This window comes from Psychrosphaera sp. (assembly GCF_982872775.1).
In genome coordinates this window covers 19,069-33,606 of sequence record NZ_CEYNSH010000015.1, presented here as the reverse complement: position 1 = coordinate 33,606, position 14,538 = coordinate 19,069, and the positions used below count along the sequence as shown (strand labels likewise).

The 14,538-nt window shown below is 43.6% G+C and carries 10 protein-coding genes; 1 reads left to right on the top strand and 9 read right to left on the bottom strand.

Annotated features, from left to right (window positions below; all coding sequences use genetic code 11):
• Window positions 1-34 precede the first annotated feature (34 nt).
• The 8 genes from AC4E96_RS06340 to AC4E96_RS06305 form a co-directional block, all read right to left on the bottom strand.
• Complete coding sequence (locus AC4E96_RS06340) at window positions 35-793, bottom strand: DUF3450 domain-containing protein (RefSeq protein ID WP_488033263.1); 759 nt, start codon at window positions 791-793, stop codon at window positions 35-37.
• Window positions 794-1,046: 253 nt separating this feature from the next.
• Entirely contained in the window at window positions 1,047-1,868 is an 822-nt protein-coding gene (locus AC4E96_RS06335; RefSeq protein WP_490255240.1) for a mechanosensitive ion channel family protein, read from the bottom strand.
• 96 nt (window positions 1,869-1,964) lie between these two features.
• Window positions 1,965-3,341, bottom strand: coding sequence for a succinyl-diaminopimelate desuccinylase (dapE, locus tag AC4E96_RS06330; protein ID WP_490255239.1), 1,377 nt, complete (start codon window positions 3,339-3,341; stop codon window positions 1,965-1,967).
• A gap of 286 nt (window positions 3,342-3,627) precedes the next feature.
• On the bottom strand, window positions 3,628-6,297 hold the full coding sequence (locus tag AC4E96_RS06325; protein WP_490255238.1) for a TonB-dependent receptor plug domain-containing protein: 2,670 nt from the start codon (window positions 6,295-6,297) through the stop codon (window positions 3,628-3,630).
• A gap of 88 nt (window positions 6,298-6,385) precedes the next feature.
• On the bottom strand, window positions 6,386-7,972 hold the full coding sequence (locus AC4E96_RS06320; protein WP_490255237.1) for a hypothetical protein: 1,587 nt from the start codon (window positions 7,970-7,972) through the stop codon (window positions 6,386-6,388).
• A gap of 263 nt (window positions 7,973-8,235) precedes the next feature.
• Entirely contained in the window at window positions 8,236-10,638 is a 2,403-nt protein-coding gene (locus AC4E96_RS06315) for a transglutaminase TgpA family protein (protein WP_490255236.1), read from the bottom strand.
• The gene (locus AC4E96_RS06310; protein WP_490255235.1) at window positions 10,628-11,626 is read right to left on the bottom strand and encodes a DUF58 domain-containing protein; all 999 of its coding nucleotides are present in this window, start codon (window positions 11,624-11,626) and stop codon (window positions 10,628-10,630) included. The genes AC4E96_RS06315 and AC4E96_RS06310 overlap by 11 nt, the downstream gene beginning before the upstream one ends.
• 145 nt (window positions 11,627-11,771) lie before the next feature.
• Window positions 11,772-12,731, bottom strand: coding sequence for an AAA family ATPase (locus tag AC4E96_RS06305; RefSeq protein ID WP_488033270.1), 960 nt, complete (start codon window positions 12,729-12,731; stop codon window positions 11,772-11,774).
• A 138-nt stretch (window positions 12,732-12,869) separates the two neighbouring features.
• Here AC4E96_RS06305 and AC4E96_RS06300 point away from each other — a divergent pair, with 138 nt between their 5' ends.
• On the top strand, window positions 12,870-13,775 hold the full coding sequence (locus AC4E96_RS06300) for an alpha/beta fold hydrolase (protein WP_490255234.1): 906 nt from the start codon (window positions 12,870-12,872) through the stop codon (window positions 13,773-13,775).
• Between the two features lie 137 nt (window positions 13,776-13,912).
• On the opposite strand, the gene AC4E96_RS06295 is transcribed toward AC4E96_RS06300, so the two are convergent.
• Window positions 13,913-14,536, bottom strand: coding sequence for a LysE family translocator (locus tag AC4E96_RS06295; RefSeq protein ID WP_490255233.1), 624 nt, complete (start codon window positions 14,534-14,536; stop codon window positions 13,913-13,915).
• Between the last annotated feature and the right edge of the window lie 2 nt (window positions 14,537-14,538).

Below are 14,538 nucleotides of genomic sequence, written 5' to 3'. Positions count from 1 at the left end.
TTTCCTATTATGTGTCGTTAGCGCGAGTGGAGTGTTAAGGAGCCGCTTTAATTGGCATCACTAATAAATCCGGGGCGAGTTGTTTTTTCGCCATGCGCAATCCTTTGGTGATGTGCATACGGAATTCGTCATCGGCTTTTTGCCAAGATTTACTCTCTTGGTCCCAACGACCGGCGTAACTGCCGTCACGAGTTAAGTACACAAGCGCAACGCGACCAATTCTTAGGAAATCAACATCACGTTGTTGACCATTTATTTCTATCAATCCTTGATATGCTTCGATGCTTCGGCCATAACCCATTTCTACTTGGAAGGCTTCTAAAACTCGACGGAATTTTTCCGATACGGCGACATCGGCTCTATCCATGGTTTCTTTTAAGTCCGCAATACGGCGTGTTCGCTCTTCTGGTAAAAAAGGCACATCTAGGGCTACAAACTGTTCTAGGCCATCTATCATTCGGATCATCAATGGTGTGATTTGGCGTTCGATCACAGAAACTCTGTCTATATCAACATTGAGTGAAGCCATTTCGTCATACTGACTTTGCAATTGCTTTTGCAGCTGTGCGTTGTAGACGTTAAGGCCATCTATTTCTTTATTCACAGTTTGAAACTGCTGAAGCTTAGTCTGGGTCTGATCGGTTATTTCATCGATCTTTTTTTGAGACTGAGAGGCTGATGAAGTGATCTCTTTGCCTGCTTTGATGACCGGGGTTAAGTTGTTGGTGGTGGCACTGGTTGCTGAAGTTGCAAACGTCAATGCACAGAGCAGTGTGAATCGGAACGGTTTCATTTAAATACCTTTTACAGAGTGAGAAAGCGTCTACCTGTGCTTCCACATCAAGTGAAACGATTTTGTTTTAGGTGCGATGAGTGTATGTGCAGAAAATGTCAGAAAAACGACAGCAGGGTTAAAACTAGATGACACGTAATATGACAATGTCACAAAAGTGAAATAAAAGGGTAAATAAACCAAGAGTGGGCATAAAAGTAAGGTAATAAAAAAGCGACGTAGAGACGTCGCTTAATTCAAGTGTATTCGGTTTTTATTCACTTTCTTTGTGAAGGTGAACGTCCATTTGCGGGAATGGAATGTTGAGACCATGTTTTGGAAAGGCCTTATATACCTTTTCATTCATTGCCCAAAATACCGGCCAGTAATTTGAACTATCCACCCATGCTCGAACGGTGAAATTTACAGAGCTATCGGCTAATGCGGCAACAGCAATGAAAACTTCAGGGTCTTTTAAAATTCGTTCGTCTTCGTCGCACAGTTCTTTTAATACTGCACGAGCAACATCAACGTCATCACCATAACCAATACCAAACGTCCAATCGACTCGACGGCGTGGTTCTGCAGAATAGTTGATCATGGAAGAGTTATTTAAACTGCTGTTTGGGATAATGATGGTTTTGTTATCACCAGTGCGCAAAATGGTATTAAAGATCTGGATTTGTGACACCGTACCAGAAAACCCTTGTGCTTCAATAAAGTCGCCGACTCGATAAGGCTTGAAGGTTAATATCATCACACCGCCAGCAAAGTTTTGCAGCGTGCCCGACAATGCCATACCAACGGCCAAGCCAGCCGCACCGAGTATCGCAATGAACGAGGTCATCTCAATTCCAACCATGCCTAAGACTGAAACAAACAGAAGTACTTTTAATAAGGCATTAACAATACCGATCAAAAACGGCTTGAGAGAGACATCTAAATTACTTTTATTTAAAACGGTTTCAAAGCCTTTAGTCAAAACTTTAACGACAATCAAACCAACGATTAAAACGAGAATCGCTGAACCTAATTTAGGGGCATATTGCAACGCCATGTCTGTTAGTTTTTCGATTGTTTCTGTATTTATTTGCATTGGCGCTCTCCAAACTTGTAAGAATAAGATCCTCTGATGACGATGTGCCACCAATATTCATGCTAGCAAAGATGTCTGTTTTTTAAAAAGAAACTCTTATTTTTCCATCAAATGTAACAAAACGGATTGATACACTTTAGTTAATTCGTATAAATCTTTTTGAGAAACGTGCTCATTGGTTTGATGAATACTGTGGTTCGGAAGCCCGAGTTCGACGACCTGAGCGCCTTTTTCGGCAATAAAACGCCCATCAGAGGTGCCGCCGGAAACTGACAATCGAGGGAATATTTTCAATTCGTCAAACACCGCTTTTTCAATTTCGTTGATTAAGTCAAACTCTTTAATGGAGAGTGTGTTGTCACGTTTTGTTCGTTGTTGCTGTTGGTCAAGTGACTGTTGAGACGCAGTGAAATAAGGAGTGCATGGACGAGACCAGGCGATTTTAATGTCTGTCGTTAATTGCTTTAGCTGCATCAAGCCGTCGCTAATACGTTGAACGATTTGAGCTTGGGTTTGTTTGTGACTATAACGAATATTAAACTGAACTTTGCAAGTTCCCGGAATAATATTATCAGTCCAGGTTCCAGAGTTAATGCCGGTTATTTGCAATTGGCTGCCAGGAAAGTCAGTTGTCCCCTCATCCCAAGACAAATCTCCGAGCCACCTTGCTAACATGACCGCACGATGAGCGGCATTGTTGGCATCCTGTGGGTACGCCACGTGACCTTGATGACCAAGTACAGTGATTTCTCCTGAAATAGAACCTCTGCGACCAATTTTAATGACGTCTCCAATTTGATGCTGACTCGTCGGTTCGCCAATCAAGCAATAGTGGGGAACTTGATTGTCTAACTCAAGGCGTTCCATGATGGCTTGGGTGCCAAATTCGGCTTCGCCTTCTTCATCACTGGTGATCAAAAAGTAAAAGGTAAATGTTTGAAGATCGATTTGCTCGATGACATTTTCAAATGCCGTTAACATAGCCGCAATGCCACCTTTCATATCCGCGACACCACGACCAATCACTTTTTCTTCATCAATGGTGACGGTAAATGGGTCGGATTGCCACTGTTCTGGGTTCGTGGCAGGCACTACATCCGTGTGTCCAGCAAACGCAATTCGAGTATCGCCATTACCAATTTTGGCGATGAGGTTAGAGACGCCTTCCACTTCAAAACAATCGATATCAAAACCAAGTTGACTAAGAACACGACTCAAGTACTGCTGACAACCGGCATCGTTTGGTGTGACGGACGGTCGATGTACTAACTGTACCAAATGCGCAAGCGTCTGCTTGAGCGTATCAGAATTGATGTAGTCTGATGACGTGTCGACGTTGGGCTGACTTGCGTGCGCAGAAACTAGGTCTTCAGAACCAAAAGCGATGTCTTTGGCTGATGATAATGTCGTCACCATATCTTTTCTAGATGAAGTGGTGTTGGTTAACGAACTGTTTGGCAAAGTGCTATGCATAGGTTTCCGTCCCGCTCATGTCGATAAGGCATTTTCTTTGATTAGTTATTAGTTATAGGCTTACAAGGTTACAACTGCGTGAAGAAAATATGACATCTGTAATTTTTGTGACATTTTTACAAGTTAAATAAAAAAGCCACTTAGTTGTGTATTGTTACCGCTAGAAACGCAACACTAGGCTACATCCCGTTTTTTATCGCTTTTGGTAACAATTCACATAAGTGGCTTAATAAAGAGAGTGCACGTTTCTCAGTTAAAAGGTGCACTCGTCATTGTTTAAGTTCGATTAATCGAACTCATAGGTGTAGCTTACGCTAAAGGCCATACCCTTTTCACGCGCTCTAACTACCACGTCTGATTGGGTCACTTCTTGATCTTCGTTTAGGACATTTTTTACCTTGAACTTTATCTTAGAGTTAAAGTCAGGGTAGTAGGTGTAGACTAAATCAAGAGAGTGGAACGGTTGCTCGTACGCATCTTCACGGCCACCGACACCAGCGGCAAGAATACGCTCACCAAATACGTTATAAACTAATGAGCTCGAGTGATTACCATCGGCTGAGTCATAGTTTAGTTGTAAGTTGACGACATACTCAGAATGACCTGTCATGCGCTTCGTTGGATTGGTCAAGTTGGCAGACAAGCCTGGGTCAATGACCGCTTCAGAGTCTGACAAGGTGACGTTACCTGACGTAAATAGACCGTCATTTAAAAACGTTAGGTCGTATAACCATTCTGCTTCAACACCCATGACTTCGGCTGTTTCACCGTTAACAAATGACGCTGAATAATCCGAATCACCGACGCGTAAAATCGTCTCGATTGGTGCTTCAATGTCTTTGTAGAATGCGGCAACAGAGAAGTTGTTTCCTGCCGCGCCGTAATACTCGTAACGGACGTCGACGTTTTTGATTGGGCTACTTTTAAGGCCCACAACACCGATAGTGCGAATATCAGTAAGTGGATCGAAGTAGGCAACCGGTGATACTTCTCGTAAGTCTGGGCGTACCACGGTTTCACCGTAACCCAAACGAATTTGGTAGTTTTCACCGCTCATGTAAGTCAATGACAGGGCACTGTACGTGTCGTCTTCTTGAATTGAACCGTCTTGGATTCGATCTTCAGAGTAGTAAATCGCGAGATCTTCTGGCGTAAAAATAAGGCTAGAAGAACCAATCGATACTTGTTTGAACTCTTCGTAACGAATACCACCGCTTACACGCCACGAGGCATCAAAAATAACATCGAACGCACCGTACGCGGCATCAACTTTTTGTGCAGCATAATAGTCATCAGCATCCGGTGCGGTCGGTTCATTAAAGCTCACAGTGACATTGTTGTCATCAATGAAGCCGTCAGTTAGGTAGTCCGAATTGTTGATCGGCTTACCATTGTTATCGATGACAACACCTGACGCACCCGAGTTAACCGCAAATGAGCTTGTTTGATAAACACGCGCACGGTCACTGAAGTCGTAACCTGCAGTAAACTCGATTTCAAACTGAGAAGTGAATACTGGCAGCGTAAAGTTACCACCGTAAGACTTAACGTTGTCTTCCATTTCAGTGAAAGAATACATTACACGGTTATCATCACCGGTGATCTCTGATGATGCGTATTCACCATTGTCGTATTTGTCACGAAATTCAAAATCCACGTTAAGTGGAATATCAGTAGTCGCTTCTGATTCCGTGTATTGCCAGTCAAAACCCAACCCTTTTAGCTCTAAAAAGGTGTGTTGTCCCAAGAATTGTGAGACTTGAAGTTCACGTTCTTCGTAATTGAACAAGTGGTTTCGGTTGGCTTGGTCATCCCCTGCAATTGTGAAAGTCGAGCTACCAGCGGGTGACTGTTGAATCGCAATCTCAGACTCGTCTTCGTTATCTTTTAATAAGATATTGGACCAAGTGACTTTGTGGTTGTCTTTGTTATAACCAATATTGAAAACGGCATTTAAGCGTTCGTTTTCAGTGGTTACAAAAGCGTCTTTTTTGGTTTCATAACAAGAGCTGCTAATATCGGCCGCTGAGTCTAATGACGTTGTACAATTTTCAGGGACTTCCGACGAAATCACGCCAGTCATTTTCTCTGACGCATCCCAGCTTGTGTCATAGGCAACGGAAGCTAAGAAGCCCAAGTCACCGCCATACACTTCCATACTGTGACCAATATGGCCTTTGAGATTGTAGGAAGGATCTAAAGACGAATCTTCCACGTCAAAATTTCTAGGTAGGGCTTTTAATAATTCCTTGTTAACCAAAATAGCTTTGGCGCCGGCAGAGCCGTTTTCGTCGCTAACAAAACCATTTCGCTCAGCAATTGAAGCTGGACTAAAGTCACCGCGATAGAAGACATTCGCCTCTAAAAGCTGTGAATTAATGCCTGAATCATTGCGAGAGTAGGTATAGCCTTCAGACGCTGATGTGTCATAGCCAATACCTACTTCTATTCCTGCCGTGAACTCCGAAGGTACTGATTTAGTTCGAATATCGATAGCACCGCCACCAAATGCGGCTGGCATAGAAGGAGAATAGGCTTTTTGTACCGACAAGCTTTCGATAATGCTCGATGGGAATATATCAAGCGGTACGACATTTCTGGTTAAGTCTGGGCTTGGAATGCTAGCACCATTAAGCCTGGCAGAAGAGTAGCGCTCACCCAAACCGCGAACATAAATAAACTTACCATCGACCAAGGTAAGGCCTGTTACACGGCGCAATGCTGAGGCAGCGTCACTGTCACCAGTTCTAGATAGCTGCTCAGCACCTAAAATATCAGCAACAAACGCTTGGCTACGACGTTCTTCAATGACGGCTGCTGCGCTGCCTTGTAGGCGCGTACCGACAGCAACCACCTCTTCGATTTCATCATCCGCAGCCATCACTTGATTGGCCTGTGCTAACAACCCTATCGACACCGCAATGCTGATAGTGTTGAGCTTTCGTTGATTTCTCATTTTTGAATCCTAATAAGTAAAAGAGGGTCAAAGAAGTGAGCGCGATGATGGCTTTTTAGGCGCGCGCTCACTGAGGTTAAAACAATAACTAGTCAGCTTTTGCTGCTGTTACTGCCATTTCTACCCACTTGTACCAGTTAGACGCTGTGTCTTGGTCTGAAACCGCACCAATGTAAGAGTCTGTTGCATCAGCAGATGGTGCCGCTAGGTTGGTTGAAGATGTATTAGTTGCAAAGCCGTTTGCTGCTAGTACGTCTGATGCTGTACCTAGGCGCACGTTTGCACCGCTGTTATCAAACCAGTCTGTTTTTGCTGTACCAACTAATGCCGCTGGTGCATCTGCAGAGAACGTTGCATCACCCTTGAATTCAGCAATACAAGCCATCGTAGAGCCTGCAAAAGAAATCATGTCTGCCTCTTTTTCACCATCTGTTTTGAATTCGATACATTCGGTGCCATTTGCTGTTTGCTCTTTAACCATTAATACGTTGTGGTAAGCCGTGTTAATGCGGTCATCAAATTTGAATGCTTGTGAAGGGTCGTCATCGCGCACAGAGTTTTGGTCTTGTGTGATAATGGTCACGTTAGAGATTTTTGGAACGTCAGCACGTGGGTCATCTGCAGCGTCGCCTTTTAGGCCGTCTGTTTCAAAACCGTTGTTACCCATGTAAACCACTGAACCGTCATCTAAGGTTACAGAGCCGTGCATTACGAATAAGTGAGACGCGTTACCTTGCCAGCCTGCATCTAAGTCAAACGAGTCATCTTGAGTATCAGTTACAACAATGTTGTAAAGGTCTGCTGCACCACCGAAGATTTCAACGCCATCGTCAAAGCCTTGGTGAATGTGAATGTAAGAAAATTCTGAGTTTGAACCCACAGCATTTAGTGTCAGTGAGTTAAGGTCATCACCTTCACCACCCACTCGTGGACCCGAACCGGCATAGTAAATTTTTGCATAACGAAGTGTACCGCTTGAGTCAGCATTGTTGTCGCCGCCGAAGTGAGACAGGATACCTTCAGATTCTGCGTTACACGTGCCGTCTGTGCGCTCTGTTGGCGTACATTGGTCCGTTACACCAAAACCATTGATGATGATGCCACCCCAGTCAGCGTAAAGCGGTAAAGTACCTTCCACGTTTAAGCGGTCAAACGCTTTTGCTGAAGTAAATGTGATTGGTTTTTCGAAAGTACCAATTGCGTTGATTTTAGCGCCACGAGCAATACGTAAAATTGCTTCGCCTGATTTGAATGCTAACGTTGCACCGGCTTGAACCGTCATTACTGGACCATTTGAATCAACCGTACAGCCTGTCGTCGTTTTACAATCTTGACCAATTTGTAAAGCGGCATCAAAAACGTGAACACCGTCGTTTTCTAAGTCATTAAATGTGATGTTTTCAGTGATTTCGATATTTTTACTCGCAAAAACCGAGTCATACATACAGTCTGTGCCGTCGTACGTTCCTTGTTTATCGCCATAAGAAGCACACGGGTTGTTATCAGCTGGGTTTGCGCCACCGTTATAAGTCGGTGAATTGTCACCCACACTGTTGTCAACTGTCGATGTGCTGTTGTCGTTTACAGTAGGAGTGATATTGATGTCACCACCACAAGCCGTTAAAGAAACAGCCGCTGCTACTAAAGAAATGCGAAAGATGTTTTTAAGTTCCATTTTGGTCTCCGATGTCGAAACTTGTCTTAAAGAAGTCGTTAGATTGAACAAATCTGCGGGTCAATCTACGGCACAAAAATGACAGTTTTATAACCTGTAGATGACGCTTGGGTGACAATGAAAGTGAATGTGAACAGTGGGTTACGGGGAAAAATGATGTGTTTGGGGTGTGCAGTAAATGATTATGACAATCGTGTTACAGGCGCCAATGCCTTGCGGCTCTTAGGTTGAGGTGGCGCTACCTCATGTAGTTGGATAAAAAGTTAATTGATTGTTTCAATTAGATGACGGAATTGTCTTTTTTGTTTTTTAACCAGTGCGGCTTGTTTGGTTGATGTTGTGGCAGATGTAGGGGCGTAAAGGTGTTTGTTAAGCGCACCAATCACTGAAGTGATCGTTGCTTCGTGGCTTGGCATTAAAGAAATCAATAGCGCTTGATGTTCTGACAATGACAGAGATAAATCAATATTGTCCAAGATGCCTGTTGATGGGTGAGTTGTGTGTTGAAGCTTTGGAGACGGAGACTGTAACGTTGAGCTTTGTGGTTTCGAAAGCCACTGTTGATAACCTTGAGGGTTAAGTGCTTTGGCTTTTTTATAAAGTTGAACGAGAACAAACACCTCTAATGACATTGCTGGGCGTTGTAGCTTGGCTTTAAGCCAATAAACGGCAATTAATAGGCTTATCAAAACCAATAAACCCAACCCTAAATACCACAGTGAGGCTAATGTTATGAATTGACTCAGCGTGTTTTGGCGTTTGTCGTTGTCAAAGTCCAGAACCCACACAGTCCAATAATAATCGAGAGATTGAAGCTGTTGTCGCAATTCATTGAGCCACGGTGTTTGTTTTACGAAGTTAATGGCATTGTTGCCAATCGCAGCCTCATCGGGAATAGAGGCTTCTAAACCATCAGATATGCGACTTGGTGAGACCGCTGAAGTCGGATCAATTCGGCGCCAACGATTGGTACTGTCTAGGTATTCCACCCACGCATGAGCACTACTGTCATAAATGTTCAGGTAGTTGCCGTTTGGGTTGAGTTCACCGCCGTGATAGCCAGTGACGATACGAGCCGGAACACCGATTGAGCGCAATAATACCGCATGGGCACTGGCATAGTGAGCACAAAAACCTTGTTTGGTGTTAAATAAGAAGTCATCGAGGTGATCGCCACTTAATGTTGGTGGCTGTAAAGTGTACTCAAAGTTTTCATTGCGTAGGTATTGAAAAAACAAAGCGTTAAATCGAGCGATCGTTCCATCACTAAGCGTGACTAAATCCTCATTATTTGTGCTGTTGCTGTGTTTTACCATTTCAGAGCTATTGGCGGACAAAGTTGACGGTTCAGACGACGTGGCTTCTTTTAATAAACGCTGAGCGAGGGCTTTTGTTTGGTTTAAACCGGCAGCGGGAAGTTTGCGATTTAGGCTGATTGCTCGAGAGCTCGGTTCGAGGATGTTGTTGGGGCTCACCATCAGAGCCTCGTATTTTATTCGTTTTGTCACCTTTTGATTGGCTTGTAACAATGAATCTAGAGTCAGATCAATACGCGGCGTTTTCGCTAAAGCAGTACCAAAGGATAATAGCCATGGCTGGTGGGTTGGCTCTGCAATTATGTTCATGAAAACGGTGTTTTGAGGGTTACTTTCTGCTAATGAACTAAGCTCACGAACTCGCTCTTGTGGCACTAGGTGCGACTCTGATGAGGAAAAACGACGAGATCTTGGATTAGGTTTTCTTAAAGGATGTTGTTGCCAGGTTTTTCCGTCAAAATCCTCAAGGGTTAATACTCGCCAATACCGAGACGCGTGATCTGTTATCAACCATTGACCTAGTCTTTGATTTCCTGACAATTCGACCCTAAACGCCAATCGATTCGATTGCGCTAAATCGGCCACATCGCCAGGTGTCATTTTATCATCTAACCCTGTGGTGTTTTGTTTTTGATCAGGGAGTTTCCAAAATGGCTTTAAGCCGGGCAGCACAACAAACGCCAAGGCAGACAAAATTAAGCAAGTGAGTACCATTGGCGCAAATTTGGGTGGCGGTGACGTCGCTTTTGACGACGATATAGCTTGATTCGAAAAGTAAGCGCTCTGACACCAATAAAGAGCAACAAATAACCCTAAAACAATGAGCAAGGCCATCAAGGTCCAGTGCAAATCTTGCTGGTAAATAAAAGACACAGACACCAAGATAGCCTGTACCGCAAAAACTTGTCTTGCCCACTTAGGTGAATTGAGATCAGCCGTGACCAACCACAATAACGCACCAGAAAACAAAAGGTTCACCATGGCATTAAGTAGACCCAATTGTTTAGCATTCATCATAATAAGCACGCTGAAAGCTAATGCGCCTAGGTTTTTGACCCAATTCACGTGTTTGACTGAGTGCATAAGCCAAGAGGTTTTATAAAGCATAAAAGACTGTGCAACCAACAGTAAGCTACTCAAAGTGATCACAAAAGCGGTGAGGGCTTCAAATAACAATACAATCGAACATAACAACAGCAAACCAAATGCGGCAGCACTCAGACGAACCTGGCTAAGATTAGGCGATGCCATCGAATTAGATGGATTCGAATATGCTGTCGTAGCTAAGTCGCTTGTAGCTCGGCTCATTGTTGGCTCTTGTCCATGCTTTTGTTTAGGTTTAGTTGTCATGACTTCGCTCCGCGTGCTTACTTTTAGAGGGGCGCGATTGCGCAAAAGTAGCTAACTGTTGAAGACACGACTCTATTTGAGCGTCTTGTTGAGAGGGAGAACTGGCACTGCCATTAAAAACATTTGTTGTTACAGGTTGTTTATAGCCACTTAAGGTCAAGACAAAAGGGTGTTGGTCATTTTTAAGTTGCAAAATCGCGTGAGTTAAACCACTTAATTTCTTTTCCAGGCCATCCGTTTGAATAGATTGAAGCGTAAGTGCGATAGGACGTTTGTGTTCTTCAACAAAGTCTTTAAGAAGTAAATCATCTCCTACCTGTTTAGCAAATTGCTTCCACGCGACTTGTGACATAGGTGCACCTGGAGAGTAGGATTTGAGGCCATCAAATTGGCGTTCTTCACCTTCGTTGTTTTTGGCTAATTGCTCGTCGCCGTCTAATAAGTCTAAATCGTTAACATCAATGTCGTTTGCTTGAATCGTGATGTCGCTAAATTGCCACGCAGTTGGTTTGGGTTTGGGATACACCCAATAAGACTCATCAAAATGTAAAAACGACCAAGCCTTAATTAAGCCAAATGGGTATTCGGTTTTGACTTTTAACATAGGTAAGTCGTGGTAGCCACGACGCACAGCAGGCAATGTTACCTGAAAGGACGTACCTTCCGTTCTCGATGACTCTGCTTCCAATATCTCGCAATGAAGCTGAGTTGACTCATGCCAAAATGTGAGCTGATGAGGCCACAACGTCTGCTGATCTTTGGAAAACGAGGCATTGAGATGAATATATTCACCAGCAAAGCCATTAGTAACAGAACTGATTTCAAATTGAGTATTGTTTAGATTAATAAAACAGGCGTGTAACGACCACATGAACATGAAAAACAAAAAATAGCTCAGTAGCAGAATAGGGTTGTTCTGGTAGTTAGTCCCCAGAATAAAGATGATCAGTGTGGCCAAAAGGTAAAGCGCGCCAAATTTGGTTGGCATTATAAATAAACTTTGATGGCGTACGTGAAAACGCTTCGCTGTTGGAAAACGTTTTATTATCCAGTGCTTTGCTCGATTTCTTAATCCATTTGATAGCATCAGAGTCACCTGTTCACGTTACGCAACCTTATTGGCTGAACCAAGTTCAGGACTCCAATACATTGACGTTGTCCAGGACTAACTTGCTATAACTTGTGCTAAGACCGGCATTGTGATCGGCTCTCAGTCTATGTTCTGCAACGGCAGGAAAGACGGCGCGAATATCATCGGCATCAATATAAGATTTGGCGGATAAATAAGCGTAGGCTTGCGCGGCCTTAATAAGTGCAATCCCGGCTCTGGGCGATAGCGGATTTGGAAACTTACCATCAATACGGGTGAAATTAAGTAATCGCATGACATATTTGATAATGACATCTGACTTATGAATTTGGCGAACTTCATGTTGTGCGGCTAATAATTGCTCTGGCGTCATGACTCGAGTTGCACGACGAGAGGCTTGCTTTGAACCTGTGTCTAATAACAATTGAAATTCGGCATCGGCTGGTGGATAACCAAGTTGTAAACGCATTAAAAACCGATCAAGTTGCGATTCAGGTAGCGGATATGTTCCACTCTGATGAACCGGGTTTTGGGTGGCGATAACAAATTGCGGTGTTGGCAGTTCGTACGTGGTGCCATCAATACTAACTTGCTTCTCTTCCATCGCTTCTAAAAGCGCACTTTGAGTTTTGGGGTTTGCACGGTTGATTTCGTCTGCCAGCAGCACCTCAGAAAAAATAGGCCCTTTGTGAAACCTAAACTCCTGTTTTGTTTGGTCAAAAATCGAAACACCTAATACATCGGCAGGGAGCATATCTGAGGTAAACTGACTGCGCTGATAATCCAAGCCGAATACATCAGCTAAGGCATGAGACAGGGTTGTTTTGCCCATTCCAGGCAAATCTTCTATGAGCAAATGGCCGTTGGCGAGTAAGCAGGTAACGGCGAGTTTGAGTTGGGGTGACTTACCAAGAACGACGGTATCAAGCTGTTGAAGTGCTTTGGTCAACATTGGCTGATGGGTTAATGCGGCTGGGTCATTTGATGCGTCATTCAAACTCATTGTGGTCTCTTTCCTTTGCTTTTGATTAGTGTTGCTTACGGATAGAAAAAAGTAAACGAACAATTAACTTGAATTTTAAAGGCAAAGAATTAAGCTTAGTTGTCATCGGACCAGTTCCCAAGCCAATACGGAGATAGCGTGTCAAAAGCAATAACTATAAAACAATCCTCATTTTTTGTGCCTTGTGGTGAGCACCAGTTGCACGTACGTCATTTGACATCAGAAGGCGCGACTACGCCCATTTTAATGCTGCATGGCACGATAGAAAATGGCCGAATTTTTTATACCGAATCAGGCAAGGGATTAGCAGGTTATTTGGCACAACAAGGTTTTGATGTATATGTTGCGGATTATCGCGGTCGAGGCCTCAGCACACCAAGTGTTAAAGAGCGCAATGACCACGGTTATTACGACGTAATTACAGAAGATATTCCGCTCTTGATCAAAGAAGTCTATCAACGAACTCAAAAGGCCATGCATGTGGTCTGTCACTCTTGGGGTGGCGTGATGTTTGGAAGTAGCTTTATCCGTTTTCCTGAGCTTCAGGACAAAGTGTTGTCTATGGTTAAGTTTGGTACAAAACGTCAGGTAACGGTTTGGAATTTGGAGCGATTGCTAAAAGTAGACTTATTTTGGAAGTTTGCAGCACCGTTGATGACCAAATCATCGGGTTATTTAGATGCCAAAAAGTTAGGCGTGGGCGCTGATAGCGAACCTCGTAGAGCCATTGTCGAAAGCATTCAATGGGTTAAGAAAAGCCAATGGATAGATCCAATTGATGGGTTTGATTATTTAGCTACGGCATCCAAAGCGAAGTGGCCACCAACTTGGCATATTACGGGTGTAAGTGATTACTCACTAGGTCACGCGAAAGATGTTCAATTGTTTATGCAAGAGTGTCAAAACCAAAACGCTTCGTTTTCTCTATTATCGAAAAAAAGTGGCAACTTAAAAGACTACGACCACATAGATATTTTGACGGCAAAAGAGGCCGTTAACGACCACTTTCCAAAAGTGAAGGAGTTTTTGCTCAAACATAGCTAAGTTTCATTTTAGTCTCAGCTAATCTGTTACTAAAAACTGTAAGGAACAAGCCAAGTAATGCCCACAGCAGTCAGCTTTGGGCTAAGCACCGACTTGTGGGCCGAAAGTCTCTAGTGGGACATCTTAGGTTAGGTATTTTAACCACCAACCGCTAGCCATACAGCAACCATCATCATCAGCGAGCCTGAAATCTTATTTAGGCGCTTCACATTGTTAGTTTGAGTGAGCGCTTTACCGATGGTTTTTCCACCCGTTGCATATAACATCATACAAACAAATTCAGAGCACATGATGATCAACACAAGGACGGTCAACTGCACTGGTAACGAATAATCCGGGTTGATAAAAGGCGGTAAAAGCGAAATTTGAAATGCCCACCCTTTAGGATTGGCTAGCGCTGTTATTAGGCCTTGATTAAATAAGCCCCATTTCGAATGCACTGAAGGTGTCGCTTCCTCAGTTATTGCTAGTTTACCTTTGCTCATCCACATTTGAATAGCAATCCACGCCAAATATGCGGCACCAGCGAGTTTTAATATGACAAACAAAGACGGGTATTGGAGCATAATAGCCGACACGCCAATAACAGCAGCAATGGCGACGATTGCCACTCCAATGACTTCACCCCACATCATATAAAGTGTTCTTCGTACCCCAATGGTCATGCCCAATGTCATAGCAAGGGTCATGCACATTCCAGGTGTCACACTAACAATGAAAAACGTCGGGATAAACACCGCAAGTAAGGTAAAGTCGACCAAGT

Coding starts and splice junctions, on each gene's coding strand:
- AC4E96_RS06340 (WP_488033263.1), bottom strand. CDS start 793: ATGAAACCGTTCCGATTCACACTGCTCTGTGCATTGACGTTTGCAACT.
- AC4E96_RS06335 (WP_490255240.1), bottom strand. CDS start 1,868: ATGCAAATAAATACAGAAACAATCGAAAAACTAACAGACATGGCGTTG.
- dapE (WP_490255239.1), bottom strand. CDS start 3,341: ATGCATAGCACTTTGCCAAACAGTTCGTTAACCAACACCACTTCATCT.
- AC4E96_RS06325 (WP_490255238.1), bottom strand. CDS start 6,297: ATGAGAAATCAACGAAAGCTCAACACTATCAGCATTGCGGTGTCGATA.
- AC4E96_RS06320 (WP_490255237.1), bottom strand. CDS start 7,972: ATGGAACTTAAAAACATCTTTCGCATTTCTTTAGTAGCAGCGGCTGTT.
- AC4E96_RS06315 (WP_490255236.1), bottom strand. CDS start 10,638: ATGACAACTAAACCTAAACAAAAGCATGGACAAGAGCCAACAATGAGC.
- AC4E96_RS06310 (WP_490255235.1), bottom strand. CDS start 11,626: ATGCCAACCAAATTTGGCGCGCTTTACCTTTTGGCCACACTGATCATC.
- AC4E96_RS06305 (WP_488033270.1), bottom strand. CDS start 12,731: ATGAGTTTGAATGACGCATCAAATGACCCAGCCGCATTAACCCATCAG.